The organism is Xanthomonas sp. NCPPB 1638, from assembly GCF_041475635.2.
Classification (GTDB): domain Bacteria; phylum Pseudomonadota; class Gammaproteobacteria; order Xanthomonadales; family Xanthomonadaceae; genus Xanthomonas; species Xanthomonas cucurbitae.
In genome coordinates this window covers 3429583-3452283 of sequence record NZ_CM192984.1, presented here as the reverse complement: position 1 = coordinate 3452283, position 22701 = coordinate 3429583, and the positions used below count along the sequence as shown (strand labels likewise).

Below are 22701 nucleotides of genomic sequence, written 5' to 3'. Positions count from 1 at the left end.
TAAGGCCGAGGCAAGCAGGCGCTATCCGGATGCCGAAGGCAGTTGCTCTTGCGATTCCCGATTCCCGATTCCCGATTCCCGGTCATACAGCAGATCCCACACGCCATGCCCAAGCTTCTGGCCGCGGGTTTCGAAGTGGGTCTGCGGGCGCCAGGCGGGGCGCTCGACGTGGCCGCGCGGGCCGGCGCGGTTGACCAGGCCGGAGGTGGCGTCTAGCACGTCCCACATCTGTTCGGCGTAGTCGGCCCAGTCGGTGGCTGCATGCAGGCGGCCGCCATCGCGTAGCTTGCGCACCAGCAACTGCGCAAATGCCGGCTGGATCAGGCGGCGCTTGTTGTGGCGCTTTTTGTGCCACGGGTCCGGGAAGTAGATGCGCACTTCATCCAGCGCGCCATCGGCGATCTCATGTTCCAGCACTTCCACCGCGTCATGGTGATACAGGCGCACATGCGTGCTGCCGTCTTCGTCCAGCGCGTTGAGCAGGCGTCCCACGCCGGGCGCATGTACCTCGATGCCGATGTAGTCGCGGCTGGGATCGTGCTGGGCCGCAAAGCGCAAGGCGGCGCCGTTGCCGAAACCGATCTCCAGCACCTTGGGCGCGTCGCTCCCGAATGCCGCATCCAGATCGCGCGGCGCGCCGGTGTAGTCCAGCCCAAACCGCGGCCACAGCTCGTCGAAGGCGCGCTGCTGCGCGGGGGTGAAACGGCCCTGGCGCAATACGAAGCTACGCACCTGCCGGCGGCCCTCTTCGATGGTGAAGGGTTTGGGCGGCATCTTGGCGCCGTCGCTGGTAAACGGGTCGGTCATGAAAGGTCGGTCACGTCAGCAAACACATGCCCCGCGCGTGCGCGGCAACCACATCGCGCCCTACACAGAAGCTGAAAAAAGCCCCTTTCCCACCGGGGCGAGGAGGCACGGCCTGCGCGCCGTGGGCGCGCAGGCCGGGGAGCGCCCGCGACGCCGGCGCGCAGAGCGGGGGTGAGGGGACGGGCGAAGCAGCGCCGGATCTGCTCACCGCAGGCAGTCGCGCGGCCGCTGCCTGGCGGTTGCGCACTGCAGACGGTCGAACGCACGGCGCCAGCAAACCCCCCGCTCATCCAATCACGCCATCCACCGGGCTCGACGCCGAGGCATAGCGCTTGCGCGGAATCCGCCCGGCCAGGAACGCCTCGCGGCCGGCTTCGATCGCCTTGCGCATCGCGCTGGCCATCAGGATCGGATCGCGCGCGCCGGCAATGGCGGTGTTCATCAGCACGCCGTCGCAGCCCAGCTCCATCGCAATGGCCGCATCGGAAGCGGTGCCCACGCCGGCATCGACGATGATCGGCACCTTGGCGTTCTCGATGATTTCCAGCAGGTTGTACTTGTTCTGGATGCCCAGGCCCGAGCCGATCGGCGCGGCCAGCGGCATCACCGCCACGCAGCCGATCTCTTCCAGCCGCTTGGCCAGGATCGGGTCGTCGGAGGTGTAGACCATCACCTCGAAACCATCGGCCACCAGTTGTTCGGCAGCCTTGAGCGTCTGCACCACGTCCGGGTACAGCGTCTTCTCGTCGCCCAGCACTTCCAGCTTGGTGAGGTTGTGGCCATCCAGCAGCTCGCGCGCCAGTCGGCAGGTACGCACCGCATCATCGGCGGTGTAGCAGCCAGCGGTGTTGGGCAACAGCGTGTAGCGATCCGGCGGCAGCACATCGAGCAGGCTGGGCGCGTTGGGGTCCTGGCCGATGTTCACGCGGCGGATTGCCACGGTCACGATCTCGGCGGCAGCGGCCTCGGTGGCCAAGCGGGTTTCGTCCAGATCCTTGAACTTGCCGGTGCCGGTGAGCAGGCGCGAACGGTAGCGTTTGCCGGCGATCAGCAACGCGTCGGAGGGGGTGGGAGTGGTCATGGGGCAATTATCACCCATCACGCGCGGGTGCGTTGGCCTGCATGACGCATCAACCGCCGCCCAATGCGTGCACGATTTCCACCATGTCGCCTTCGTGCAGGACATGCTCGGCATGCCGCCCGCGCGACACGATTTCGCCATTGACCTCCACCGCCACGCGCCGTTGTGACAGGCCTTCCTGGTCCAGCAATGCAGCCAGCGGCAGGTTGTCGGGCAGCGTGCGCAGGCTGCCGTTGAGTTGGATGTTCATGGCATCATTGTCGCATCGCGTGCCGTCCGGGCGCGCGTTTTGCGTTATGCGGCACTGCAGCGTGAGCGCAGGCGGCGGGGATGAAACCATTGCCATTCGCCTGCGTACGTGCGCAGGCCGGTCCGGTCCCACTCACTCCAAGCAGGCACTTCCATGGCTTCAACATTTCGCCCGATCCGCTCCCTGATGGCGGTCGCCATCGCCATCGCGGCCACCCCGGCCATGGCCGAGTCGGCCTTCGACCGGACCGTGTTCTTCGGTGACAGCCTCACCGACAGCGGTTACTACAACCCGCTGCTGCCGGCTGCCTCGCGCGCGGTTACCGGCAAGTTCACCACCAACCCGGGCTGGGTGTGGGCCGAATACGTGGCCGATCATTTCGGCACCAACGCCGCTCCCAACGGCAACGGCCAGATCGGCGACAACTACGCCGCCGGTGGCGCGCGCATCCAGGCCGGTTCGGTCAGCGCGCTGGGCGCCGCACCGTCGGTGACCAGCCAGATCAACACCTACCTCACCGCCAACGGTGGCCGCGCCGACCCGAATGCGCTCTACACCGTGTGGGGCGGCGCCAACGACCTGCTCGCCGCGGCCACCGTGCCGGCCCAGGCGCAGGCCATCATCGGTAGCGCCGTCACCGCCCAGGTGGGTGCCGTGGCCACCTTGCAGAACGCCGGCGCGCGCTACGTCATGGTGCCGACCATTCCGGATGTGGGCCTCACCCCGCGCTTTCGCGCTGGTGGCGCTGTCGGAATGGCGCAGGGCACCGGCGCTGCCACCGCCTACAACACTGCCTTGTTCAACGGCCTGCGGTCGGCCGGCCTGCGGGTGATCCCGGTCGATACCTTCCACATCCTGCAGGAAATCGTCGCCACGCCGGGCACGTTCGGCTTCAGCAACGTCACCAGCACCGCGTGCAACCCGGCCCTGGCGCTGCCAGCCTGCAACCCGACCAGCCTGGTCGCTGCCAACGCACAGAATACCTATGTGTTCGCCGACAGCATCCACCCGACCACCGCCGTGCACCAGATCCTGGGTGAGTACGCGATCTCGTTGCTGGAGGCCCCGCGTCTGCAGCAGGTGCTGACCCATTCCGCGCAGGCCGGCGGCCGCGCGCGCGCCGACCAGGTGGCCTGGCATCTGGATGGCAAGCCGGATGCCGATGGCCTGCGCTGGTGGGGCAGCGTGCGCGGCGACATGCAGCGCTACGACCATGCCGACCTGTACGACGGCATGGCCCCGGCCGGCCTGTTCGGCGTGGACTGGACCGCAGGCGACCTGGTGTTCGGTGGCTTTGCCGGTTTCGGCCGCATGGACGCCGATTTCGGTAACCGCAACGGCAGCTTCAAGCAGGACGACACCACCCTGGGCGGCTTCTTCGGCTGGTACACCGGCCCGGTGTGGGTCAACGCCCAGGTCAGCTACAGCTGGCTGAGCTACGACGTGGACCGCGAAGTGCAGCTTGGGCCGGCCACCCGCGTACACAGCGGCTCGCCGGACGGCAGCAACCTCACCGCCGCGCTCAACGCCGGGTATTCGCTGGGCGAAGGCAACGTCAAGTACGGCCCGGTTGCCGGCCTGACCTGGCAGAAGATCAAGCTCGACGGTTACACCGAAAGCAACGACAGCGCCACCGCGCTGGGTTACGCCAACCAGGACATCGACTCGCTGGTCGGCCGCGTCGGCTTCCAGGTGCGTCTGGACGGCGCGGCGGTCAAGCCGTACCTGCAGGCGACCTACGACCACGAGTTCAAGGACGGCGGCGAAGCCAGCGCCTGGCTGCAGTCGATGCCGGAGTTCGGCATGTACACCGTTCCTGGCCAGAACTTCGACCGCAACTACGCCACCGTGGTGCTGGGCGCGCGTACCGGCCTGTGGGGCCTGCAGAGCAACATCGGCCTGAGCACCACGACCGCCCAGCGCGATGCCCGCGATGCCACCTTGTTCGTGAACTTCAGCGGCGCATTCTGATCCACACCCCGTAGACCACGCAGCACCCGCAAGACACGAGGGCCGGGCAACCGGCCCTCGTTGTAGGTGGAATCCGGGAGCACTGATCCCGGCCGCACACGGCGAGATGGGCCCCGGCGCTGGCTGTGGCCAGGCAGGCGCGTCACTGCATCTCACGTGCACATTGCGCCCGATGCCCGCACCCGCCTAAACTCTCCTTGCGCCGCGCGGGCGTAGCTCAATGGTAGAGCTGTAGCTTCCCAAGCTACTGACGTGGGTTCGATTCCCATCGCCCGCTCCATGTGCCGCAAGGGTTTCGTGGTTTCGGCACGCTCCGCAAAATCCAGACCGCTCCGCAATTATCGCGTCGGGGTTGTCTTCGCGCCCTTGCGCTTGCGCACGTAGTGCTCGGTCATCGTCACCGATGCATGCCCCAACTGCGCCTGGGCCTGGCGGATGTCGCCGGCCGAATCGGCCTTGTCCGTCCCCGCCTTGGCGCGCAGATCCCGGAACTGAAAGTCGCCCTTGTCCACGCCAGCGGCCTTGCGCGCCTGGTCGAATCGGTAGCGAAGCGCGGCCCGGCCGATCGCCAGCCCCTCTGCATCTACGATGAGTCGTGTGCTGCGCAGGGTCAGCCCTTGCTTGCGCGCGGCGATCCGATCCAGCAGCGCCGCCAGCTCGCCGGTGACGGCCATCGTCAGCTTGGTCCCGGTCTTGGCCTGCCGCACCACCAGCTCGTCCGCGCCGAGCTGCCGCTCGTCCATCGACCACACGTCGCCCACGCGCTGACCGGTCAGGTAGGCCAGGTCCAGCGCGTCGCGCAAGGTCTGGTCGCCGCGCTCGTAGACGGCACGGAACGTGGCATCGTCTACGTACACGTCCCGGCCGGTTTCCTTGTTTCGGCGGATGCCCTCGCAGGGGTTGGAAAGGTCGGTAAGACCCTTGCCGCGCGCCCAGTTCCACAGGTGAGAGAAGAGGGCCACTTCGCGGTTTGCGATCACCTTGGACTTGCGCCAGTCGAGATATTTGCGTATGTGCAGCGGCTTGATTGCATCGAGAGGCCCGGGCGGGTCATCGAAAAACGTGAGCAGCCACGTCAGGCACAGGTTGTGCAATCGCTGAGTGCCTGGCGCCTTCGTTGGAATCACCTCTACCCGGTAGCGATCGGCGACGTGTCGAAAGGTCAGCTGCGCGTGCACGGGGATCACGCGTGCATGCTCAATTTCCGCCCAGCGCTTGATAGCCAGCCCGTAGTCGGCGCCCAGCGGCGTTTCCTTGCGAGGATTGCCGCCGTGATCGTAGTAGTAATGCACTACGCCCGACTTCTGCTTGCGGGCGCGTAACCGCGGCACCGCGCCCGGCCTGCTTGGCTTCCTCCCCATCATGCTGCCTTGTTGGGCGACCAGGCCGCGACTATGGCGGTCTTCTTTTCGGTCGGGTCGATCGCGCTGCGCAGCACCACTGGCCAGCCGTGCACATCAAGGTAGTGCTTGATACCGTTCTTCCTCAAAAACAGCTCTTGACGGGCGCGCTGAGGGCTGCGGCAAAGCGCGGCAACTTCATCGCGCGAGAGGCATAGTTCAGCCATTTCTCACCTCGCCTGCCGGCTTGGCCTGATGGTCGCCGCTAGCGGCGAACGGTGCCAGCGCTTCGCGCAGTTGCGTCGCTCGCTGTGGCCCAAACCACAGGCCGACGCTCACTGCGCGGTCGCCTGCTTCTTCCGTTCCCTGCCCGGCCGCATCAACAACACGCTCGACCCGCTCGCGCGCCTGTACCAGCCTATCCGCCAATTTCGGGTGTCCGGTTGCGGCAAGGACGTTGCAAGCCCTATTCATCACATCCACCGGATCTTCGGCCGCAATCAAGTCGAACATCACGCATCACCATCCTTCGCCGCTGCCGGTTGGGGGTGGGCGGCGAGCATGGCCCGAATATCGAGTCCGATCCCATGCTCATCGCCGTCCCGCTCAAGCACAGACGCTGACTGTTTAAGTTTCGAGGTCGGAACGAGTGAGTAACCGATCGGCACAGCAGCAACGGCAGGCGGGGTGTTCAGTTCTGCCAGCAGCTCATCCACGCACATCCGGCGAGTATCATGCGTCTGGGCAATCTGCCGCTCTGCGCGCAATGCTCGCTCCTGCCAACTATCCACTGCCCCGTGCAGCGTCTCGTCGCCCGCCGCAAGCGCATCAGCCATTGTCACAGCAGCAGGCGCTTGCACATGCGCGCTGTCGATCAGCGCAAGCAGGCGATCACATTCCCGATACTTGACTTGCAACGCCTGTAGCCGGTCAGCACTGCCAATCGCATCGCAGCGTTCTATGCGCCCAGACAAGTAGTCGCGCTCGGACTGCACGAATGGCCGAAATTGCCTCAATTCCACTTGCGCGGGCGTGGTGTCCATCGGTCGCGCTTCCTCGCATGCCGCTGGCGGCTGGGGGTGGGTGGCGAGCATGGCGGCCTCAAATCGGTCATGAGCCTTCGACACCATCCGGTCTAGTTGCAACGCTTTATCTACCGCCTCATCAAGTTCTTCGGCGCTGTGTCCGCTCACGAAGACCATGTCACCGTCTTCATCAGCCTCTTCGATGGAGATATCCGCGCCACTCTGCTCACGCAACCACCGATACCGCTCGGCATCGCGCACCACTTCCACCGGCACAGCAGCAGGAGCGGGTGGGGCGGTGTAGACCTCGCCGACTCCTTCTTCGTTCGTGATCTGACGATTGCAAACCATGAGCACGTCGCCATCGGACATTTCGGCAATGCCCCCTTCAAGCAACCAGTCAAGGTAGTGATCGCCGTCCGCATCTCGCTTGATGGTCGCTACGGCTTCGACCACAACAGGCTCCTGCCCCACCGGCTGCTGGGCGGCGAGGTAGTCGTCATGGAGCACGAACTTCTGCGGATCTACGATTCCAGAGTGCGAAGCGACCTCGTACACACGTACGCCGTCGATCATCCGCCAGCCAATCAGTGTTCCGCCCTGGGCTGGTTGGTGGGGGGCAATTGCCTCGGGGTCGGGTCGCAGCGCCATAGGGCGGACGAACCACGCATAGGGGCCATCTTCGGTGTCGCCTTTCCATGCAAGCCGCCAGTCGCCCGCCGGGGCCTTCGGATTCCACGCGCGCATTTCCTGCCAGTACAAATCTTCACCATCTTCCACAGCCTCGTCGCTGAAATCGCCGGCGACAACCTGAAAGTCAAATCCCTGAGCGTGCACCAACTTGTCCAGCGCATCTTCGCGGTCATCGGGCCAACTCGGAGTATCCAGGTGGTATAGCTCTCCGTATTCGTTGTATGCACGCAAGCGCTCTGGTTGATAGAGCCCGCGCCACGGGTCGGTGACGTCGATAGGTAAGGCGTTCGTCGTGAGTCCAGGTGGATGCGCCGGGCATGGCCAGCGGAGAGATCCATCGCCCGACGGGCAAGTGCATTTGGTGTGGTTGGTCATGCTGATTTCTCCATGTTTTCGGCCTTTTCCAAGCCATCCAAGTAGTAGTTCAATCGCCGCTGGTCGCCTGGATACTGTTCGGCGCATTTCTCTGCGGCTTGGCGCCAGTCATCGACTGTCGGTTTCGGCTTGATGCCGAGCGGGAGCTGGGTGTCGGCCGACCTCATTGCTCGGTCCTCCTGAAGCCGATGACCCAAACCCAGGGGTTGGCGTCCCAGTCGCCACCGGTGCTTTCCCACAGAGCCTTGAAGGCAATGCGTTCGTCACCGGCGTTGAGGTCGCGGATTGGCGTGTTTTGCTCGCCTACCCACTCCATGGCGCCCTCAGCTAGCGCATCGGCTTCGCTGATCGCCTGCAGCCGCTCGACGCGCGCGTCGGTGATCTCCAGCACAAGGCGGCAGGCCCAGCGCGGCATGTGGATGCTGGGGCGCCAGATGCCTTTCCATTCGGGCTTGTCCTCGCTGGCTCGGTACAGCGGCTGCATGTGCTTTTCCAGCACGCTCCAACGTCCGAGCGTGCGCGGCGCCCACGTCTCCCGCACCCACAGCCGGTCGCCGGGCCGTCCGAAAGGGCATCCTGCGATGACTTGCTCGCGCGCGTTTGGCCACAGCCATCGGTCGGTGCCTTTCGCCTTGCGCACCGCCACCATGGGGCCGATGCCAGGAATTACCACGTTCTGCGGCTGGTGCTTCATCGGTCGGCGGGTTTGCGTCTTCGCGCCGGACAGGATGGCGCGCACCATGGCGCCGTTGAACAGGATGGTGCGCTCACGCATGAGTGAAAATCCCCAGGCGACGCATGCGCTCCCTGTAGCGCACATCACTGCGACTCGGCACCCCAAGCCACTCGGCGAAACTTTCGTTCGATTCGGATTTGAGGTAGTCGCGATATCTGCGCTGGCCTGGCGTCAGCATCGGCTCAGGCGGCAACTGCTCGACCTTGGCGGCTTCGGCGGCGCGCCCGACTGCCGTGACGGTGAAGATGTCATCGCCACCGGACAGCGCATTGCCGCTGCGGCGTTGCATCAGCCCCAGGTCAACCAGTTGCATGCACGTCGGATGGTCGGTGCTTCCTTCGCCGGTGACGAAGTGGTTTCGATAGCTCGGGTTGCGCCCTCCTTCGCCGGTGCCTAGCGAGTGGCGCAGGACATACAGTTCCTCTGGCGTGAGGTCACGCATGGGATTGCTCCTTGTCGATCGCCGCGAAGTGCAGCGGCAGCTGTGTGAGGTCTGGGCGCTGGCCGTTGCGCCAGGCGGTCTGGTAGTGGCGGCCGAACTGCTCGCGGAGCCGTTCGATCTCGCGGGCATCGGGCGACTGGGTTTCGCGGCGAAGCTGCCGGGCGTTCTCGTAGCGGTGGAGGCGCGCGGCGGCGGTGATCTGGCGCGGCATGCCGGCGAGGTCGTGCTGCACGATGGCGTCGATGCTGCGGCCGAGGAGGGCGATGGTCATGCGGCCTCCGACATTTCGCACAGTCCGAGGTCAGACGTGCACCCGCCGCCCGGCTGGTGCTGAAAAAAGAGGTCGAACTGCCGACCGCCACGCCCGGTCCGGCTCCAGTCAACCACCTTGCCGATCCGCGAGTACTGTCCAGGCGTATCGGCGTCGGTAGGGTCCTTCATGGGTGCGAAGAAAGTTGCCTGTCGGCGCTTGTTGGCCCGCGCCAGCAGGTCTTCCCACTGCGCTATGCGCTTGATGTGCCCAGGGAAAAGATCAGCAATGCCGCGGAGTTCCTCCTTCCGGCAGTTGATGCAGGGCATGCAGCCGACGCGGCCCATGCCCATGGCATAGAGCGGGTTTGGGAGGATTCCGTGTCTGCTGTGCTGGCGCCACACTTGGTCCACCGACCAATCGAAGATTGGACGCCACATCCAGCTGCCTGACTCGTGCCGGTTGTATCTCGGTTGATGCGCGCGCCGGGGGCTTTCCTCCGCTCGGATGCCCACCCACTGAAGCACTTGGCCGCACTTGAGCATCGGCAAGACAGTCTGCTCGATGATGGGCTGGACCTTCAATTCTTCGGTGCAGAACTGAGCGCCATGTGAGGGGACGCGACCCCGCGTGATGCATAGGTCCAGGAATGGGATGCCAGTTGGTTCGTGCATTGCTGCCGCTTCTTCTACGATGTCTTGTGGAACGCCTTCCTGCGGCCACACGCGCAGCACGTATTCGCGGTGTCGGGCCAGCGCCGCAGTGAAGTCGGCGCGCACCATCTCGACCTCCGGCCCGCCAGTGCGCTGCGCCAGCGTCGCCACGTATTCGAGGGTGATCTCATGCTCATTACCTGTGTCGGCGAAAACGGCACGGAAAGCGCGGCCTGACTCGATCGCCTTGAGGTAAGTGGCGGTGCTGTCCTTCCCGCCGCTGACGTTGACCAAGTGCTGGATGGTCATGCGACACCTCCCAGCGGCAGGCCGGCGCTAACGCCGCGCAGGCGCTCCTCTGCGATGGCGACATATTCCGGATTGAGCTCGACACCCAGCCAACGCCGCCCCAGCCGCTCAGCGACCACTGCGGTCGTGCCGGCGCCCAAGAAGGGATCGAGCACCACACCGCCTGCGGGCGCGCCGGCCAGCACGCACGGCTCGATCAGCTGCTCCGGGAAAGTGGCGAAGTGCGCTTCGCGGAATGGCTTGGTGGCCACCGTCCACACGCTGCGCTTGTTGCGCGTCTCGGTGCCGAATGTGGCCTCCGCGCGGTCCGCACGGTGCTGGGCGGCCTGCTGGCCCGGCAGCACATGCTCGGCAACGGCGCCGGCGCGGGCAAAGGTGTCGCGCCGACTGCGTCCGCCGACTGCCTTCATGGTGCCGTTGGACTTGCCTGGTACGCGGTCGCTGCCAGCCTGCTGATCCAGGTCCTGCGCCCAGCGGGCCACGCTGCTGGCGGCGACCTGTTCGCGGATCGCGCCCTGGTCGAAGTAGTAGCGCGGCGACTTGCTCAGCAGGAAGAGGTACTCGTGCGCTTTCGTGCAGCGGTCGCCGACGCTTTCCGGCATTGGGTTGGGCTTGGCCCAGATGATGTCCTGACGCAGATGCCAGCCGGCCTCCTGCAGCGCGAATGCAACGCGCCAGGGAATTCCGATCAAATCCTTCGGTTTGAGTTCGGTCGAGACCTTCCCACGCCCGATACTGGTAGAGCCGTGCAGTGCGTTTGCATGCTTGCCCCCGCTGCTACCGCCCCATTTCCCATCATTGGCATAGCTGTCGCCCAGGTTGAGCCACAGCGTGCCGTCGTCGCGCAGCACGCGATGCACTTCCGCGAACACCGCGACCAAGCGAGCGACGTAGTCCGCCGGCGTTTCTTCCAGGCCGATCTGGCCGGCCATGCCGTAGTCGCGCAGACCGTAGTAGGGCGGGCTGGTGATGCAGGTCTGCACCGAGGCCGCGGCCAGGGTGGGCAGGATGCTGAGGCAGTCGCCGATGTGGATCATGCGGCCACCTGCAAAGGAAGCGGCTTCGTGTCGAGGTTCGCCCGCGCCAGCGCGGCCAGTGGCGGCGGGCTGACCGAGTTGCCGCACATGCGCACCGCCGCGCTGGTGCTGATGGCGCGGCCGTCAGCGGTGTGGGTGATCCGGTAGGTGGCGGGGAAGCCCTGCGCGTGGAACAGCTCGTGCGGCTTGAGCATGCGCAGGCCGATGTCGACGATCACGTAGGGCGTGCCCTGGATCACCACGGTGACCAGCGCCAGCCGGTCCTTGGTGGTAACCGTGTCCAGCGGATCGCGCGGGTCCACGGCGATGCCGCTGCCGTAGTACTTCACCAGGAACGCGGCCACCTGCAGCGCGCCGGCCTCCTGCTCGGGACTCAGCGTGCACTCAACGACTGCCTGATTGCCAGCGCTGGTGATCGTTGGAATGGGCTGTACCGCCGCCGCCCCCGTGTGTGCGCTGGTGTTAGTTAGCAGGTGCGCAGTCACCAACTGCTGCTGGCTGCCGGTCGCGGTGATAGTGCTCATCGGCTCGCGCGCATCGCGGCCGCCGCCTTCGTAGAAGCCGCCGTTCGCCTGTTCCGGGAAGGCCGTCATCACGCCCTGGCCGCCGCCGCTCGCGACGATGGTGCCGATCGGGCCCTGGATATCGTTGATGCCGTGACTGAAGCGCTTGCCTGGCGTCTTTCCCTCGCCATGGCCCATCTGCACAAGACAGGGAGCCACCAAAGCGGTGTCTGCCTTCGTGGTCATCGTGTAGAGCGGCTCGGCGCCCGAGCGCGGCTCGGACTGGCCGGCACGCCCGCCGACGCCGGCGAGGATTGGCGCAACCAGCATCAGCTCGCCGCGGTGTGCGGCGGTGATCGTCGGCAGCGGCGCCTGCACGTCGTTGACACGGTCCGAGCCCTGGTGCGTGGCCGGCACGATGAAAGGATCGGCCGACTGCAGCACGTGGCGCATCACGCCCTTGGCGATGCGGCGCAGCGTGGCGTCAGCGAGCGGCCGCTTGCGGGTGAAGATCGACGGGCAGGGCAGCGAGAAGTCCAGGCAGTCGGCAGCGCGCACGCGCGGCAGCTGACCGGGCGCTGCGCCGTGCGTCGGCGAGGGCCACACGATCGGCTCACCATCGCGGCGCGCGATCAGGAACAGCCGCTCGCGGCTGGTGCCGGCGCCGTAATCGCTGGCGGTCAGCTTGCGCCACTCCACGCGGTAGCCCTTCGATTCCAGTGCCGCGACGAACTGGCGCCAGGTGCGGCCACTGTGGCGCTTGTCCGGCACCAGCTGCTGATTCGCCACGGGCACTCGCTCGCCGCGCGCCGCAACGGTGCCGTCCATCTTCAGGACGCGGCCGGTCGCCTTGCAGCGCTTGGCCACCAGCGGCCCCCAGGTCAGTATCTGCCACACGTTCTCCAGCGACAGGATGCGTGGCGCGGTGTTCGTGCCGTCTCGTAAGTCGGCGCGTAGCAGCTGGCCGATCCACTTCAGCGCGACCCATGAGAGCGCCCGCGTCTTGTGGCTGCGCGGCTGGCCGCCCTTGGCCTGGCTGAAGTGCGTGCAGTCCGGAGAGGCATGGAACCAGCCGATCGGGCGGCCGGCCACATCCTTGCGCGGGTCGGCGTGCCAGATATCTTCGCGGTGATGGATCGTCAGCGGGTGGTTCGCCGCGTGCATGCCGATCGCCCACTCATCGTGGTTGTAGGCCAGCGCGGGATCAACGCCTAGCGCCTGCTTCAGCGCCTCACTGGCGCCGCCGCCGCCTGCGAATAGATCGACCACGATCTCGCCGGGGCGCAGGCACGAAACCTGCGGGGGTGGGAAGTTGAAGGAGTGCGAGCCGTCAGCCATTGCGTTTGATCCGGATAGTGAGGTGCTTGCCTTCCAGGCGCGGAGAGAATCGACGATGCCGCGTAGCGCTTCGCAACCAGCTGTAGCGCCGATGGAGTGCGGTCAGTAGCCGGTGGCTGTCGGCGTGGCGTAGGTGCCCGGCGTAGCTCGACATGCGCGCCTGCAGCTGGCGGAGATCGGCTGGCGTGCCACGGATGGTGTTGCCGTGGACATGCGTGCCTTCCCATTGCGCCAATGCGGCGCGTGCATGGCCGATAACCCGTTGGCGCGTTAGCGTGTGAGTGGGGTAGATCACGTAGCCGAGAAAGTCGAGGCCATCAGTCAGTTGCCGAAGGCGGATATCTGCTTTGAGTTCGAGGCGCAGCTTCGCGCGCAGGAACTGTTCGATCTGTGTTTGCCAGCGCTGCAGTTGCTCACGGTCATGATGAAAAATAACGAAGTCGTCGACGTAGCGGAGGTACCGCTTTGCCTTCAGCTCGTGCTTGGCATACTGGTCCAGTGCATCCAGATAGACGTTGGCGAAGAACTGGCTGGACAAGTTGCCGATCGGCAGGCCGCGCCCAGGCGGTGCGTTGACCAATTGCTTGTGCGGCGGAACCTGAGCTCGTTCGGCAGGCGTTGCGCGGTCGCGGACGCCCGCATGCAGCGGCCCGCGTCGGAGAAGCGCATGGGTGGTCTGCTGAACAGTTGCGGACGTCTTGTGGCGCTCCATGCGCCTGCGCAGCATCGCCCATAGCGTGGGCCGGTGGATGCTGTTGAAGAAGTTGGCCACGTCCAGCTGCAGATACCAGCCGCCCGATTGGCCGCTGTGCACTTGCCGGGAGAACGCCTGCGCTCGCTGGACGGCCGCATGGCTTCCCTTGCCACGGCGATTGGCGTAGCTGTCGTGAATGAAGGTCCGCTCGTAGAGCGCTTCCAGCTGCGGGACAAGCCAGTGGTGAACTACACGGTCGGCGAAGTCAGGGGCGTGGATTTCGCGTGCCTTCGGTCGTGTGGCAACGAAAGACGTCGATGGGCGTGGCGCCCATGTCTGACCGACCAGTTCGCGCTGCAGTTGCAGCAAGTTGGTCATCCAGTGGGTGTCGAAGTGAAGCTGGTTGTGACTCGGTACTTTCTGGCGCCTGGCACAGCGCCATGCCTGGTGTAGCTCCTGCAGTGTCGGCTCTTCCTGAAACTCACCGGCGCGGCGAACCGCCAACGCGAACCCGTTGTTGTCGCGGTGGTTGTTGTTGACGTTGCCGTTGTTGAAGTTGACGTTCCACGCGGACGCCGAAGACCAGGCGGCCGCCTCCCCGTACACTTGCGACCAGGCCGCGCAGCCCGGATGTGGATAGCGCGGCGTCGTCATGGATTGGCCCCCACAGAGGCGGTACGGGTACTCAGTTTCTGACCACGCTGCACGACGCTGTTGGCTTGTGCATTCTGGGCCTTGGGAAGATTCAGCTGGCGGTGCCACCCGCCGGCCTGCGCGCCAAGCTGTTCGGCAAGGCGGGCAAGCATTTCAAACTGTCGGAAGCTGCCAAAGGCGTGCAGCAGCTTCGCGGTCTGCAGGTACTGCTTGAGCGCATCGATATCCCATACCAACTGCCTCACCCAATCGGCTTGATGTTCGCGGTCGCGCCACGCGCGGTTTGCGTTGCGATAGACCGTCATTGCCTGCTGCCGAAGATCGGTACCGATCGCGTAGCGGTGATAACGCACGAACCGGCGGACGCACTGCTCAATTTCAACGAGTAGGCGTTCGCAAGCTTTGATAATCGGCGGCGGTTGGAATCGAGAAGTCATTATTTCGGCCCAAAAATCAAATTACTGACCGGCGCGGCGAACCGCCAACGCGAACCCGTCGTAGCCGCGGCGGCCGTAGTAGACGAAGCCGCCGCCGAAGAGGACGTACCACGCGGACGCCGAAGACCAGGCGGCCGGGGTACTCGTCCAGTGCCAACAAGGCTTCACGCGCGGGAATGCATCGGTATCGATCGCAGGCTCGTGCTGGCAGTCATCCACCAGGCCGGTAAGCTCGGTGCGGGAAGGTAGCCGCCAGTCGGTGAATCCGAGCGTGCGTAGCGCACTGCAGCGCGCCTTGCAGGCCTCTTGGCTGATGCCGGCCTCCTCCGCATCGCCCAGCGATTCCACGGACCACATGAGGCCAGTGGTGTTGTCGATGACGGCGACGTGGTCGGTCCGCGCATCACCGGCGACAAGGCGCGTGCCGTCGTTGAGGATCTTGGTGTAGCGCGGGCTTGCTGCGCCACCAGCATCGGCCGGTGTGAGCACCAGCGGACAGCCGGTGGGACGAATTTCCAGCAGCTCGCCGGTGGGTTGCGGCAAGCTGGTGATAACGATTTTTTGCAGCGGGGTGGTGATCGTGATCTCGTTCATTGGAGGTGTCCTGGTGGTCAGTCGGTGGCGATGCCGCTCATGGATTGGCGATAGCCTGGCGGATGGCGGATGGGTGTGGTGCCAAGCACTTCGATGCAGCCGCCCCCCGCCTGGAATGCGGCGATTTGTTCGGTAATGCAGGCGCTTTCGCGTGCTTTTTTCTGAGCGGCGGTTAATGCAAAGCCGGACGGTGGTGGCGCGATTGGTGAGACCGTAGCAACGGCATGGCTGCGACGCGCGGTGTTCTCGTTGTGAGAGATGACGACTCTGGCAACCTTGATGCGCGTGGCGGCTGTCAGGCTCCAACGTGTGCCGGTCGGATCAGGCGTGCAGGTAACAAGGCCCTTTCTGCGCATTGTGTTGAGTGCGCGCGTGACCTGGGGCTGCGTGCACTCAGGCGCGGCGGTGGCTTGCAGGGCGGCACTGGTGGCGCCGTCCTTCGCGTGGAAAAGGCCTGCGCGCAGCTGCGCAGCGAGGCCCTTCGATTGCATGCCGCTGCTCATGCCGCACCCGCCTGCGCCACAGGCGCGGTGAGCTGTTGCGCGTGAGCAATGCCGCGCGCATTGAGCGTGACAACGCTGGGGAAATCGCGGTGGTCGAAGTCGGCCAACCTGCTTTCCTCCAGCCAGTTGATGGCGCGGCGCGTAAAGGCGCGATCGGTGGCGCCACGAAAGCCGGCGCGCGTACGACGCAGTGCGTGATCGGGGGACTGGAATGCCGCAAGTAGGGCTTCGCGGACGATGGGCTTGAGGTGCATACGGGCTCCTAGGCGGCGTGCGCCGCTGGGTTGAGGGCGGCCAGTGCCTCTTCGCGAGCGCGGCCGATGAGCGAGAGCGGCACACGCTGCAGGCCAAGCGGGTCGGTCCAGCGGTTCTCCACCAGCGAGCGCAGATGCGTCGGCCGCGTGGCCACGCCGCAGCGGGCGCACTGGATGTGGAAGGTCACCGGCACGGGCGTGCCCAGGCGGGTGCGCAGGCGCATCGGTGCGCCGTGCGTTTCCACCCACTGGGGGTGGTGCCCGGCGTGGCAGCCGGGGATGCTGGGATGCAGCGGGATGGCGATTTGACGCATGGTCATGCCTCCAGTGGGTGGATGTCAGCGTTGCCGGTGAGCAAGCCGGGGATGGGCCGCACAGCGTCCTCCACGCCGGCATGGATGGCTGCCAGGCACTCATCCGTCTCTGCCGTGCAGGCATGAGCGATGACGACCCAGAACGCAGCCAGCTGTGCCTCGCCGCGCAGGCGTGACTGGGTGGCCTGCGTGTAGGCATGCCGGTGGGCCGCAAAGGCGGTGCGCACGCGGCGCTCCAGGGAGATGTCAGCGGCCACGGGCGACGGCCTCAGCGTGTTCGGCGTGTGCCTGCGCCAGCTCAAGCACGCGGTGGGGGACGATGTAGCAGGCGGCCAGCGCCAGCAGGCACCAGGCGATGCGCATGCGGCGCGTCATGGCTGCACCTCGCGCACACGGCGGCCAGCGCGGTCCAGCCAGCGCACTGCAGCGCGCAGCGCTGTAGCCGACATGCGGTACCGGCCGGCGCCGATCTGCAGCTCGGTCGGGCGCGCCACCAGCTGCCGCGCAAACCCCACCGAGACCTCCTGTGCGGTGCGGCTGTATTCGCTGGCATACAGGCCTGCCCAGACGTGCCCGCGCCCGAACTGCGCGCTGTCTGGCGTCACCTGCAGGCACAGCAGCTGCCCTCGGTGGCCAGTGGCGAAGTCGGCGCATTGCAACGCGGCTGTGGGTGTGTGGGTGCGCATGTCAGGGCACCTCGCGCACGGCAATGTCGTGCTCACGCAGCCAGGCGATGATCGCCACGCGCGTGTCGTCATCGGCCGGGATGGCGGTGTTGCCGAACACCATGCAGTGCGTCGGCACGCTGCTCACCTGGTCACGGTCACAGCGGGTGAGGCTGTAATGCTCGGGGGCGCCGTCGCCCATCGCCGGGCATACGGCGGCCAGCACAGTGTCGCCGACGACGGTCAATTGCAGTCGCAGGCCGCGACCGAGGCGGAAGCGCCCGGTGGAGCGGGCGGATGCGGTGGCGGCGCTCATGCCCGTGCCTCCGCCAAGCTCTCGCTGGCGGTTGCAAGTGCTGCGCTGTTGGCCCAGATCTTCAGCTTTTCCCATGATGCGGGCGGTAGCTCCATGCAGCTCTGGTCAAGCCAGAGCGTGTGATGGGCGCACTTGCGCTCGGATGGGACTTCAAAGCGAGGCAGCGACCCTTCTTTACCGATGATTACAACCAACTGAATCAGCTGGGCGCGGGCGGCGTCGCAGTAAATTTCCGCGATCCAGTACGGCGATCCCGTGGCTCGGTTGAGGTGCTTGGACAAGACGGCGCTCGTTTCGCCGTAGCAGGGCACTTCAAGGCGCAGGCCGCTCATGACCGCAGCTCCTGCGCAAGATCCCGGCTGGCGGCTTCTTCGCGCTTGCTGGCCACTCGCATGCGTGCATGGCGCGAATTGAGCGCAGAGCGGGCGTTGCAGCGGCGGCGGAGTTGTTCTGCATGGCGATGGTCCTGGGACGCGCAGGCGCTCAGGCATCGCCGAGCGGCGCTGGAAGTGCTCAGGATCTGTGCGAGCGTGGACTCGCGGTAATGCTCTGCAATATGGGACATGCCGGTCTCTCAGTGCGATGCGGAGGCAAACAGCGGCAAAGGGCCAATTACTGACCGGCGCGGCGAACCGCCAACGCGAACCCGAAGCTGTCGCGGCGGCCGTTGACGGCGCTGCCGCTGTCGAAGTAGACGTACCACGCGGACGCCGAAGACCAGGCGCAAAGATCGCTGGTCCAGAACCAGGCGGAGGGAAAGCCGGGGAACACAGTGGTGTCGATCGCGGGGTTGTGCCGGGTCAGGTCCACCAGCGAGAGCAGCTCTTGCCGCGTGGGCAGGCGCCAGTCGCGATGCCCGCCGAGTTCGAGGGTGGCGCATGCCGTATCGGCAGCGTGGTGGCTGACATTCTTGGCAACCGGCGTGGCGGACCACTCAAGGCCGGTAGTGGCGTCGATGACGGTCAGGACGCCGCCATGGGTTTGGGTGAAGCGAGGCTGTTGCGTGCTGGTGCTGGACATGGCGCTCTCCGAAGGAAGGAGGGCGCCGGCAGGTCAGGCAGGCCAGGGGAGGGGCCTGCTGCCGGGCAGCGGGGAGGGCTGACCGGCAGGGACGACCCGCCGGTCGCCCGTCAGCTTTGTGGGCTGACGGGGAAATAATAGCTAAGCTATGTACGGCGGTCAATAGCAAGGCTATCTATCTTTCAATGAATGGTTTTGCTGTGAGCAGTTACGTCAAAATTCGCAGCCGCCGCCGCCCTCAGCCCAGCGCTGAAGGCGCGCCGATTGCTTTGCGCGAGCTGTCCTCGCGTAGAGCGTCACTTCACTGTGGTTTGATTGGAGTTCCTTTATCGAGATCACCACATAAATCTGGGTGCCGACACCGGAGGCTCCCTGAACTATCTTTGCTTCGCGTAGGTCGGGATAGTTGTGCACGTCATTGATTACTTGTCCAATGGGTACAAGTTGCGTGGGCCTGCATTCTCGGTCAGCCTCAACGATGCGTTTAAGAACAAGTTGGTAGGGAGCATCAACTGTAAAAGTTGACGAAAACTCAGGCTTTTCGAGACCCTTTGGGCTTGTTGCGCAGCCGGAGATTACGGCAGCTGCAAGTAGAACTATCTTTTTCACGATTCCCTCCTTATGTGAGCGGTCGAAGTAATCCCGCGTCTTCAAAAGAAATGTCCTCGCGGATACATTCGATGCCTCTATCCATGTCACTCATTAATTGCCTCAATTCGTCGTCAGATAATTGCTCTATGCCAGCGACCAGGAGGCAGGCTTGGTCGATCAGTATCTGCATGGACCGACCCCAGAAATGACGATAGTGCCGAATCATCCGGTAGTGACCCTCCCTTGTGATCGCATCCATTTGCGAAGAGGGGGAGGCTCGGGGCGCTCCCGGGAGTTCTCTATGCAGACTTTCGCGTCCTACCACGCGCAGCCTCGATTTCTGGCCTAGTCGCCTTTGGGCGCGCATCGCCACCGACTCGGCTAATTTTTCCATTTCGTCCTTCAGGCTCACTGTTTTCCTCCATCAATCGCTTCATCTCCAAGGTCGCGTTGATTGCGTCGGCTAACTCCTGCGGCCTGTGCTCGATACTGAAGCTGTCATCCGACATCAAGCCCGCAATCTTCTTGGCGTACGCGACCGCAGCCAGGATTATTTCTGCATCCAGTCGCTGCGAGTGAGACTCGGCGAAGTAGGCTTGAAGTCGGCGGTACTCACTGCTGATCTGCTCAGGTGCGACCCCGATGCGAGACGCCAGGGGCTCGGCTTTGTCCCAAGGGACTGGCCTGTGCCCAGTAGCGAACTGAGAAATGAACCCCGCACTGACATCCAGCGCGTCTGCAAGCTTGGCTTGTGACTGACCTGAACGCTGAATCGCTTCTGTGATGAGGTGGCCTTCTGGGGTCTTAGGGTTGGCTGGTCTAGGCATTTAGCAATGCTATTTGTAGGTTCCTTGGACAACCATCAGCAACGCTATTTACATGCGTAGATAGCGTTGCTATGCTCGCACTATGGACACTCCGATTCAGATGGCTATTCGGGTAGCGGGCGGGCAGAGGGCGCTCGCGGACACCCTTGGCGTACATCCCGCGCTTGTCTCTCAGTGGGCAACCGCGCGGCGGCCGGTTGCCGCACACCACGTTTTGGCAATTGAGGCCTGCACCAAGGTGTCGCGTCATAGTTTGCGGCCCGATGTCTTCGGCGCCGCGACCGACGTGCAGGAGGTGGCCTGATGTCTCACCACGCCACCGCCTCACTGTCCGAGCTGGTCGCCCAAGCGCATGCCGCGCGAAGCCGGTTGTTGGCGTTGGAGGCAGCCCGTGCGAGCTGCCCCCTACATGCGGCTGCTATCTCTGCGGCTGCCACCCTTGAAACTCTTCGGTCAATGCAAAGCGAATGTCCTCAGTCGACATTCCCCGCACCTGGGAGGGCGTCCAGTGATGTGTGACCACCAGGTAGTAGTGCACAGCATCGAGTCCTTTCAGGCCGCCCTTCCAGCCTTTTCTTGCAAAAAGGTCGTCACCGAATTCTTCCAGCAATACCGCGAGGTCTGCGTGCGTTCGGTGCAGCTGGGTTCTCGCGTTTCGCATCTCTTCCTTCATGTCGTACTCCGCTGTTCGGGTTGTGGTTTCGCGGCTCTCAGCCTAGCACCGGGGTGCGGCCCCTTTCCGGCCGGTGAATTTGTCCGGCTTGCCCAAGGTCATGTCCATGTCTAACGCTTCGCATTTTGTTGTTGTCTACGCACCTCAAGGCGCAGGGAAAGGCCGGCACGCAGATGCGTTGGCACAGATGTTCGGCTGCACGCATGTGGTGGATGAGTGGGATGGTCTTTCCCCGCTTGCTGATGGCGCCTTGGCGCTGACCAGTGTGTCGTTGGTGGCTGCTGCGTTGATTGCGGGGAGTGCGGCCTGATGCCCTGCCCATTGTTGAATCCGGCGTATCAGCGCGTTGTTCTGCGTGCGGTGGGGACCCCGCCTGCTGATGCCAGCGTGGTGGGGTTGTCGTTGGACACCAGCAGTGGCCGCGCTGACGAGGCGTTGCGCCTGCGGCTGAGCCTGGGTGAGGCCGAACGTACTGCGCTGGCGTTGCTCGATGCTGTGGCGGTCCAGCGCTATCGCGCGTCGCTGTGCCAGGTCCAGGCGTCGATATCGTCGGGCAGTCCGAGTTCCGATGGGTCGCCACAGGAGGGCCAGTCGGTGTATCCGCCGGCCAAGTCGTCCAGCGCGTGCTGTGGGGAGGGGTAGGTTCCCATGAGCTTCTCGTCCTCGAACCACGCCTGCCAGCCGCCATCCGCATGTGCGATGCGAAAAATGCCTGCTCGCGTCTTGCGCCAGAAAAATTGCGCCATGCAGATCACCCTTCCCGATGCCGTAATTGCCGAAGCATACCTGTCGGCGCACTGCAGTAACTGTGAGACGTGCTACGTGTCCCGCCACATCACTCCGCTGGACGACGCCTTGACCGCGGGCGAGCTCGCCACGTTGGTGGGCCTGCCGATCCACAACAACGGCGATATCGCCGACCTGTGCCTGACCGCCGACGACTGGGCGGCACTCACCGAGCGCCGCCGCCGCGTGGGCTGGCCGCTCAACTTCCTGGAGGTGGCCGATGTTGCCTGATCGCTGGAATCTGAGGGTGTTGGTGCGAGACTGGTTGGGCCGACCGAGCCGCGCAGAGCTGCGGGCAAAGTCATCGGCTCCGGCTGCTAAGTCGACACCTTCATATGAATCCAATTTCACTCTGGAATTGGGTCCGGACGCTCGTCCGGTAGGTGTGCGATGCGGGCGTTCAAAGTGATGACCGCAGTCGTGAATTCCTGCTTGACGGCCTCGATCTGTGCGTCGGTGATGCCCTGCGGAAGCATCGAAGAAATCAAGGCTTCTTGCGATCGCATCAGATCTGACAAAAGCGCTTCGGGTGGGAGTCCCCAGTTCCTGAGCATGGTTTGCATGATGCCTTGGTGCGCCAGCAGCCTGATTCCGAAGATCTGCTCGTATGTTGGTTCCATGTCGCCCTCCTTGCGGGCTTTTGTTGGTGCCGTGGGGGTTCCAGCATATCGCGGGGAGGGTGGCACCTATGCGTAAGCCCAGCCACGAGCTAGTGCTTGATCGCGTCCGCCAGCAGTGGGAGCGGGGCGCGCCTGCGCAAGCTGCCTCAACCATGCCGGGGATGCTCCGCAACGCGGCTGCGATCGTCTTGACCGCGGCCGGCCTGGTCGCGTTCTGCGCCGGCCTGCTGGGGAACAAAAAAGACGGCAACGACGGCACCGACGCCGGTGCGGATGTCGTACCAGCGCAGTGCACTGAATTGCATAGTGGCGGGGCTTCCTTGCATGCCGCGCATGGTGCTGCAGAGGCAGGTCCCGGCGCATGAAGGACGTCCGTCAGTTTCTGCCGCCCAGGCAGTCGGTGGTCTACGCCCACACCCGCCGCATGCTGGATGCCACGGCCTGCAACTACACCACGTTCGCCATGCAGGTTGCCGAGCGCTACCTCGCCACAACGGCGCCCGACGTGCGGCAGGTGAAGCTGCGCACCGGTGAGGGCGTTGAATTGATCAAGGCGATGGAGAACAACGCCCAGGTGCTCCGCCGCTACATGGACGGCACGGTCAAGACCTTGCCGGCAGATCTGGAGGACGCGTGGGTGCTGAGCCTGCCGGAGCCGTACCGCAGCGATTGTGAGCAGGACCTGGCGCGCCGCCGCGGCATGCTGGCTGTGCCGATGCCCAGCGACGATGGCATGCAGGTGGTGTGCGTGGCCACGCTGTTTCAAGAGTACGGCGAGCTGGTGAGCGCGCTGGCCCCGGCCGTGGCAGATGGCAAGTTCGGCCCCGAAGACCGGCAGTACGCCGACGAGATCGGCCGCAAGGGCGACGACGTCATCGGCGCCGTGATCGGCATGAAGCGCGCCCTGCGTCAGGGCATCGAGAGCGGAGCGGCCGGTGCTTGA

Annotated in this window: 37 protein-coding genes and 1 tRNA gene; 8 read left to right on the top strand and 30 right to left on the bottom strand. The window is 64.9% G+C overall.

Annotated elements, in window-relative coordinates; all coding sequences use genetic code 11:
• Positions 1-21: 21 nt before the first annotated feature.
• The 3 genes from trmB to thiS form a co-directional block, all read right to left on the bottom strand.
• Complete coding sequence (gene trmB / locus ACCQ13_RS14990) at positions 22-807, bottom strand: tRNA (guanosine(46)-N7)-methyltransferase TrmB (protein ID WP_104603430.1); 786 nt, start codon at positions 805-807, stop codon at positions 22-24.
• A 286-nt stretch (positions 808-1093) separates the two neighbouring features.
• Positions 1094-1888, bottom strand: coding sequence for a thiazole synthase (locus tag ACCQ13_RS14985; RefSeq protein ID WP_159407468.1), 795 nt, complete (start codon positions 1886-1888; stop codon positions 1094-1096).
• 49 nt (positions 1889-1937) lie between these two features.
• On the bottom strand, positions 1938-2138 hold the full coding sequence (gene thiS, locus ACCQ13_RS14980) for a sulfur carrier protein ThiS (RefSeq protein ID WP_159407467.1): 201 nt from the start codon (positions 2136-2138) through the stop codon (positions 1938-1940).
• 153 nt (positions 2139-2291) lie between these two features.
• Between thiS and ACCQ13_RS14975 the strand changes: the two genes are divergently transcribed.
• Together ACCQ13_RS14975 and ACCQ13_RS14970 are read left to right on the top strand one after the other, a co-directional pair.
• On the top strand, positions 2292-4109 hold the full coding sequence (locus tag ACCQ13_RS14975; RefSeq protein ID WP_506185067.1) for an autotransporter outer membrane beta-barrel domain-containing protein: 1818 nt from the start codon (positions 2292-2294) through the stop codon (positions 4107-4109).
• 206 nt (positions 4110-4315) lie between these two features.
• Positions 4316-4389 (top strand) — tRNA-Gly (locus ACCQ13_RS14970).
• Positions 4390-4447: 58 nt separating this feature from the next.
• Here the strand turns inward: ACCQ13_RS14970 and ACCQ13_RS14965 are convergent.
• The 25 genes from ACCQ13_RS14965 to ACCQ13_RS14845 all read right to left on the bottom strand — a co-directional run bounded on the left by ACCQ13_RS14965 (position 4448) and on the right by ACCQ13_RS14845 (position 19679).
• Complete coding sequence (locus ACCQ13_RS14965) at positions 4448-5470, bottom strand: tyrosine-type recombinase/integrase (RefSeq protein WP_159408012.1); 1023 nt, start codon at positions 5468-5470, stop codon at positions 4448-4450.
• Positions 5470-5676: a DUF4224 domain-containing protein gene (locus ACCQ13_RS14960; protein WP_159407466.1), complete on the bottom strand. Its 207-nt coding sequence runs from the start codon at positions 5674-5676 to the stop codon at positions 5470-5472. The genes ACCQ13_RS14965 and ACCQ13_RS14960 overlap by 1 nt, the downstream gene beginning before the upstream one ends.
• Positions 5669-5962 (bottom strand): hypothetical protein, encoded by a 294-nt coding sequence (locus ACCQ13_RS14955; RefSeq protein WP_159407465.1) that lies wholly within the window; start codon positions 5960-5962, stop codon positions 5669-5671. Before ACCQ13_RS14955 ends, ACCQ13_RS14960 begins: the two co-directional genes overlap by 8 nt.
• Complete coding sequence (locus tag ACCQ13_RS14950; RefSeq protein WP_159407464.1) at positions 5962-7542, bottom strand: hypothetical protein; 1581 nt, start codon at positions 7540-7542, stop codon at positions 5962-5964. The genes ACCQ13_RS14955 and ACCQ13_RS14950 overlap by 1 nt, the downstream gene beginning before the upstream one ends.
• Positions 7539-7709 (bottom strand): hypothetical protein, encoded by a 171-nt coding sequence (locus ACCQ13_RS14945; RefSeq protein WP_159407463.1) that lies wholly within the window; start codon positions 7707-7709, stop codon positions 7539-7541. The genes ACCQ13_RS14950 and ACCQ13_RS14945 overlap by 4 nt, the downstream gene beginning before the upstream one ends.
• Positions 7706-8317, bottom strand: a complete 612-nt coding sequence (locus ACCQ13_RS14940; RefSeq protein ID WP_159407462.1) for a hypothetical protein — start codon at positions 8315-8317, stop codon at positions 7706-7708. The genes ACCQ13_RS14945 and ACCQ13_RS14940 overlap by 4 nt, the downstream gene beginning before the upstream one ends.
• Positions 8310-8720, bottom strand: coding sequence for a hypothetical protein (locus ACCQ13_RS14935; protein ID WP_223214349.1), 411 nt, complete (start codon positions 8718-8720; stop codon positions 8310-8312). Before ACCQ13_RS14935 ends, ACCQ13_RS14940 begins: the two co-directional genes overlap by 8 nt.
• Positions 8713-8991, bottom strand: a complete 279-nt coding sequence (locus tag ACCQ13_RS14930; RefSeq protein WP_159407461.1) for a hypothetical protein — start codon at positions 8989-8991, stop codon at positions 8713-8715. Before ACCQ13_RS14930 ends, ACCQ13_RS14935 begins: the two co-directional genes overlap by 8 nt.
• Positions 8988-9932 (bottom strand): phosphoadenosine phosphosulfate reductase domain-containing protein, encoded by a 945-nt coding sequence (locus tag ACCQ13_RS14925; protein WP_159407460.1) that lies wholly within the window; start codon positions 9930-9932, stop codon positions 8988-8990. Before ACCQ13_RS14925 ends, ACCQ13_RS14930 begins: the two co-directional genes overlap by 4 nt.
• On the bottom strand, positions 9929-10969 hold the full coding sequence (locus ACCQ13_RS14920; RefSeq protein WP_159407459.1) for a DNA-methyltransferase: 1041 nt from the start codon (positions 10967-10969) through the stop codon (positions 9929-9931). The genes ACCQ13_RS14925 and ACCQ13_RS14920 overlap by 4 nt, the downstream gene beginning before the upstream one ends.
• Complete coding sequence (locus ACCQ13_RS14915) at positions 10966-12810, bottom strand: DNA cytosine methyltransferase (RefSeq protein ID WP_159407458.1); 1845 nt, start codon at positions 12808-12810, stop codon at positions 10966-10968. The genes ACCQ13_RS14920 and ACCQ13_RS14915 overlap by 4 nt, the downstream gene beginning before the upstream one ends.
• Entirely contained in the window at positions 12803-14158 is a 1356-nt protein-coding gene (locus ACCQ13_RS14910) for an RNA-directed DNA polymerase (protein WP_159407457.1), read from the bottom strand. Before ACCQ13_RS14910 ends, ACCQ13_RS14915 begins: the two co-directional genes overlap by 8 nt.
• Complete coding sequence (locus tag ACCQ13_RS14905; protein WP_159407456.1) at positions 14155-14595, bottom strand: four helix bundle protein; 441 nt, start codon at positions 14593-14595, stop codon at positions 14155-14157. Before ACCQ13_RS14905 ends, ACCQ13_RS14910 begins: the two co-directional genes overlap by 4 nt.
• Positions 14596-14616: 21 nt before the next feature.
• A complete protein-coding gene (locus ACCQ13_RS14900; RefSeq protein WP_159407455.1) occupies positions 14617-15189 on the bottom strand; it encodes an Lcl C-terminal domain-containing protein in 573 nt (190 codons plus the stop codon).
• Positions 15190-15206: 17 nt separating this feature from the next.
• Entirely contained in the window at positions 15207-15692 is a 486-nt protein-coding gene (locus tag ACCQ13_RS14895) for a hypothetical protein (RefSeq protein ID WP_159407454.1), read from the bottom strand.
• The gene (locus ACCQ13_RS14890) at positions 15689-15946 is read right to left on the bottom strand and encodes a hypothetical protein (RefSeq protein WP_159407453.1); all 258 of its coding nucleotides are present in this window, start codon (positions 15944-15946) and stop codon (positions 15689-15691) included. The genes ACCQ13_RS14895 and ACCQ13_RS14890 overlap by 4 nt, the downstream gene beginning before the upstream one ends.
• 8 nt (positions 15947-15954) lie before the next feature.
• A complete protein-coding gene (locus tag ACCQ13_RS14885) occupies positions 15955-16260 on the bottom strand; it encodes a hypothetical protein (RefSeq protein WP_372372292.1) in 306 nt (101 codons plus the stop codon).
• Between the two features lie 2 nt (positions 16261-16262).
• Positions 16263-16517, bottom strand: a complete 255-nt coding sequence (locus tag ACCQ13_RS14880; protein WP_159407451.1) for a hypothetical protein — start codon at positions 16515-16517, stop codon at positions 16263-16265.
• Positions 16507-16635 carry a hypothetical protein gene (locus ACCQ13_RS14875; protein ID WP_267313089.1) on the bottom strand — a complete coding sequence of 43 codons (129 nt, stop codon included), beginning with the start codon at positions 16633-16635 and terminating at the stop codon, positions 16507-16509. The genes ACCQ13_RS14880 and ACCQ13_RS14875 overlap by 11 nt, the downstream gene beginning before the upstream one ends.
• The gene (locus ACCQ13_RS14870) at positions 16632-16946 is read right to left on the bottom strand and encodes a hypothetical protein (RefSeq protein WP_159407450.1); all 315 of its coding nucleotides are present in this window, start codon (positions 16944-16946) and stop codon (positions 16632-16634) included. The genes ACCQ13_RS14875 and ACCQ13_RS14870 overlap by 4 nt, the downstream gene beginning before the upstream one ends.
• 1 nt (position 16947) lies before the next feature.
• Complete coding sequence (locus ACCQ13_RS14865; protein WP_159407449.1) at positions 16948-17241, bottom strand: hypothetical protein; 294 nt, start codon at positions 17239-17241, stop codon at positions 16948-16950.
• The gene (locus ACCQ13_RS14860) at positions 17238-17573 is read right to left on the bottom strand and encodes a hypothetical protein (RefSeq protein WP_159407448.1); all 336 of its coding nucleotides are present in this window, start codon (positions 17571-17573) and stop codon (positions 17238-17240) included. The genes ACCQ13_RS14865 and ACCQ13_RS14860 overlap by 4 nt, the downstream gene beginning before the upstream one ends.
• Positions 17574-17853: 280 nt before the next feature.
• The gene (locus ACCQ13_RS14855; protein ID WP_159407447.1) at positions 17854-18261 is read right to left on the bottom strand and encodes an Lcl C-terminal domain-containing protein; all 408 of its coding nucleotides are present in this window, start codon (positions 18259-18261) and stop codon (positions 17854-17856) included.
• A gap of 213 nt (positions 18262-18474) precedes the next feature.
• The gene (locus tag ACCQ13_RS14850; protein WP_208800379.1) at positions 18475-18870 is read right to left on the bottom strand and encodes a YajG family lipoprotein; all 396 of its coding nucleotides are present in this window, start codon (positions 18868-18870) and stop codon (positions 18475-18477) included.
• 281 nt (positions 18871-19151) lie between these two features.
• Entirely contained in the window at positions 19152-19679 is a 528-nt protein-coding gene (locus tag ACCQ13_RS14845) for a helix-turn-helix domain-containing protein (protein WP_159407446.1), read from the bottom strand.
• An 82-nt stretch (positions 19680-19761) separates the two neighbouring features.
• On the opposite strand from ACCQ13_RS14845, the gene ACCQ13_RS14840 reads away from it, so the two are divergent.
• Positions 19762-19983 carry a transcriptional regulator gene (locus ACCQ13_RS14840; protein WP_159407445.1) on the top strand — a complete coding sequence of 74 codons (222 nt, stop codon included), beginning with the start codon at positions 19762-19764 and terminating at the stop codon, positions 19981-19983.
• A gap of 114 nt (positions 19984-20097) precedes the next feature.
• Here the strand turns inward: ACCQ13_RS14840 and ACCQ13_RS14835 are convergent, their stop codons facing one another.
• The gene (locus ACCQ13_RS14835) at positions 20098-20352 is read right to left on the bottom strand and encodes a hypothetical protein (protein ID WP_223214347.1); all 255 of its coding nucleotides are present in this window, start codon (positions 20350-20352) and stop codon (positions 20098-20100) included.
• Between the two features lie 106 nt (positions 20353-20458).
• Here ACCQ13_RS14835 and ACCQ13_RS14830 point away from each other — a divergent pair, with 106 nt between their 5' ends.
• From ACCQ13_RS14830 to ACCQ13_RS14820, 3 genes are all read left to right on the top strand, one after another.
• Positions 20459-20662 carry a hypothetical protein gene (locus ACCQ13_RS14830; protein ID WP_159407444.1) on the top strand — a complete coding sequence of 68 codons (204 nt, stop codon included), beginning with the start codon at positions 20459-20461 and terminating at the stop codon, positions 20660-20662.
• Positions 20662-20994, top strand: a complete 333-nt coding sequence (locus ACCQ13_RS14825; RefSeq protein ID WP_159407443.1) for a hypothetical protein — start codon at positions 20662-20664, stop codon at positions 20992-20994. Before ACCQ13_RS14830 ends, ACCQ13_RS14825 begins: the two co-directional genes overlap by 1 nt.
• 102 nt (positions 20995-21096) lie before the next feature.
• Entirely contained in the window at positions 21097-21369 is a 273-nt protein-coding gene (locus tag ACCQ13_RS14820; protein WP_159407442.1) for a hypothetical protein, read from the top strand.
• Between the two features lie 116 nt (positions 21370-21485).
• Here ACCQ13_RS14820 and ACCQ13_RS14815 read toward each other — a convergent pair whose 3' ends face one another.
• A complete protein-coding gene (locus tag ACCQ13_RS14815) occupies positions 21486-21758 on the bottom strand; it encodes a hypothetical protein (RefSeq protein WP_017163184.1) in 273 nt (90 codons plus the stop codon).
• Positions 21759-21826: 68 nt separating this feature from the next.
• On the opposite strand from ACCQ13_RS14815, the gene ACCQ13_RS14810 reads away from it, so the two are divergent.
• Entirely contained in the window at positions 21827-22123 is a 297-nt protein-coding gene (locus tag ACCQ13_RS14810; protein ID WP_223214346.1) for a hypothetical protein, read from the top strand.
• A complete protein-coding gene (locus ACCQ13_RS14805) occupies positions 22120-22701 on the top strand; it encodes a DUF8585 domain-containing protein (RefSeq protein WP_159407441.1) in 582 nt (193 codons plus the stop codon). Before ACCQ13_RS14810 ends, ACCQ13_RS14805 begins: the two co-directional genes overlap by 4 nt.

Bases quoted from the DNA above. Each gene is read 5' to 3' on its own strand.
- trmB (WP_104603430.1), bottom strand. From the start codon at position 807: ATGACCGACCCGTTTACCAGCGACGGCGCCAAGATGCCGCCCAAACCC.
- ACCQ13_RS14920 (WP_159407459.1), bottom strand. From the start codon at position 10,969: ATGATCCACATCGGCGACTGCCTCAGCATCCTGCCCACCCTGGCCGCG.
- ACCQ13_RS14975 (WP_506185067.1), top strand. From the start codon at position 2,292: ATGGCTTCAACATTTCGCCCGATCCGCTCCCTGATGGCGGTCGCCATC.
- ACCQ13_RS14835 (WP_223214347.1), bottom strand. From the start codon at position 20,352: ATGAAGGAAGAGATGCGAAACGCGAGAACCCAGCTGCACCGAACGCAC.
- ACCQ13_RS14895 (WP_159407454.1), bottom strand. From the start codon at position 15,692: ATGAGCAGCGGCATGCAATCGAAGGGCCTCGCTGCGCAGCTGCGCGCA.
- ACCQ13_RS14885 (WP_372372292.1), bottom strand. From the start codon at position 16,260: ATGCGTCAAATCGCCATCCCGCTGCATCCCAGCATCCCCGGCTGCCAC.
- ACCQ13_RS14905 (WP_159407456.1), bottom strand. From the start codon at position 14,595: ATGACTTCTCGATTCCAACCGCCGCCGATTATCAAAGCTTGCGAACGC.
- ACCQ13_RS14815 (WP_017163184.1), bottom strand. From the start codon at position 21,758: ATGGAACCAACATACGAGCAGATCTTCGGAATCAGGCTGCTGGCGCAC.
- ACCQ13_RS14950 (WP_159407464.1), bottom strand. From the start codon at position 7,542: ATGACCAACCACACCAAATGCACTTGCCCGTCGGGCGATGGATCTCTC.
- ACCQ13_RS14840 (WP_159407445.1), top strand. From the start codon at position 19,762: ATGGACACTCCGATTCAGATGGCTATTCGGGTAGCGGGCGGGCAGAGG.
- ACCQ13_RS14940 (WP_159407462.1), bottom strand. From the start codon at position 8,317: ATGCGTGAGCGCACCATCCTGTTCAACGGCGCCATGGTGCGCGCCATC.
- ACCQ13_RS14855 (WP_159407447.1), bottom strand. From the start codon at position 18,261: ATGTCCAGCACCAGCACGCAACAGCCTCGCTTCACCCAAACCCATGGC.
- ACCQ13_RS14955 (WP_159407465.1), bottom strand. From the start codon at position 5,962: ATGTTCGACTTGATTGCGGCCGAAGATCCGGTGGATGTGATGAATAGG.
- ACCQ13_RS14860 (WP_159407448.1), bottom strand. From the start codon at position 17,573: ATGAGCGGCCTGCGCCTTGAAGTGCCCTGCTACGGCGAAACGAGCGCC.
- ACCQ13_RS14965 (WP_159408012.1), bottom strand. From the start codon at position 5,470: ATGGGGAGGAAGCCAAGCAGGCCGGGCGCGGTGCCGCGGTTACGCGCC.
- thiS (WP_159407467.1), bottom strand. From the start codon at position 2,138: ATGAACATCCAACTCAACGGCAGCCTGCGCACGCTGCCCGACAACCTG.
- ACCQ13_RS14910 (WP_159407457.1), bottom strand. From the start codon at position 14,158: ATGACGACGCCGCGCTATCCACATCCGGGCTGCGCGGCCTGGTCGCAA.
- ACCQ13_RS14935 (WP_223214349.1), bottom strand. From the start codon at position 8,720: ATGCGTGACCTCACGCCAGAGGAACTGTATGTCCTGCGCCACTCGCTA.
- ACCQ13_RS14875 (WP_267313089.1), bottom strand. From the start codon at position 16,635: ATGACGCGCCGCATGCGCATCGCCTGGTGCCTGCTGGCGCTGGCCGCC.
- ACCQ13_RS14915 (WP_159407458.1), bottom strand. From the start codon at position 12,810: ATGGCTGACGGCTCGCACTCCTTCAACTTCCCACCCCCGCAGGTTTCG.
- ACCQ13_RS14820 (WP_159407442.1), top strand. From the start codon at position 21,097: ATGCAGATCACCCTTCCCGATGCCGTAATTGCCGAAGCATACCTGTCG.
- ACCQ13_RS14825 (WP_159407443.1), top strand. From the start codon at position 20,662: ATGCCCTGCCCATTGTTGAATCCGGCGTATCAGCGCGTTGTTCTGCGT.
- ACCQ13_RS14870 (WP_159407450.1), bottom strand. From the start codon at position 16,946: ATGCGCACCCACACACCCACAGCCGCGTTGCAATGCGCCGACTTCGCC.
- ACCQ13_RS14805 (WP_159407441.1), top strand. From the start codon at position 22,120: ATGAAGGACGTCCGTCAGTTTCTGCCGCCCAGGCAGTCGGTGGTCTAC.
- ACCQ13_RS14830 (WP_159407444.1), top strand. From the start codon at position 20,459: ATGTCTAACGCTTCGCATTTTGTTGTTGTCTACGCACCTCAAGGCGCA.
- ACCQ13_RS14900 (WP_159407455.1), bottom strand. From the start codon at position 15,189: ATGAACGAGATCACGATCACCACCCCGCTGCAAAAAATCGTTATCACC.
- ACCQ13_RS14925 (WP_159407460.1), bottom strand. From the start codon at position 9,932: ATGACCATCCAGCACTTGGTCAACGTCAGCGGCGGGAAGGACAGCACC.
- ACCQ13_RS14810 (WP_223214346.1), top strand. From the start codon at position 21,827: ATGCGTAAGCCCAGCCACGAGCTAGTGCTTGATCGCGTCCGCCAGCAG.
- ACCQ13_RS14985 (WP_159407468.1), bottom strand. From the start codon at position 1,888: ATGACCACTCCCACCCCCTCCGACGCGTTGCTGATCGCCGGCAAACGC.
- ACCQ13_RS14845 (WP_159407446.1), bottom strand. From the start codon at position 19,679: ATGCCTAGACCAGCCAACCCTAAGACCCCAGAAGGCCACCTCATCACA.
- ACCQ13_RS14930 (WP_159407461.1), bottom strand. From the start codon at position 8,991: ATGACCATCGCCCTCCTCGGCCGCAGCATCGACGCCATCGTGCAGCAC.
- ACCQ13_RS14890 (WP_159407453.1), bottom strand. From the start codon at position 15,946: ATGCACCTCAAGCCCATCGTCCGCGAAGCCCTACTTGCGGCATTCCAG.
- ACCQ13_RS14945 (WP_159407463.1), bottom strand. From the start codon at position 7,709: ATGAGGTCGGCCGACACCCAGCTCCCGCTCGGCATCAAGCCGAAACCG.
- ACCQ13_RS14960 (WP_159407466.1), bottom strand. From the start codon at position 5,676: ATGGCTGAACTATGCCTCTCGCGCGATGAAGTTGCCGCGCTTTGCCGC.
- ACCQ13_RS14865 (WP_159407449.1), bottom strand. From the start codon at position 17,241: ATGAGCGCCGCCACCGCATCCGCCCGCTCCACCGGGCGCTTCCGCCTC.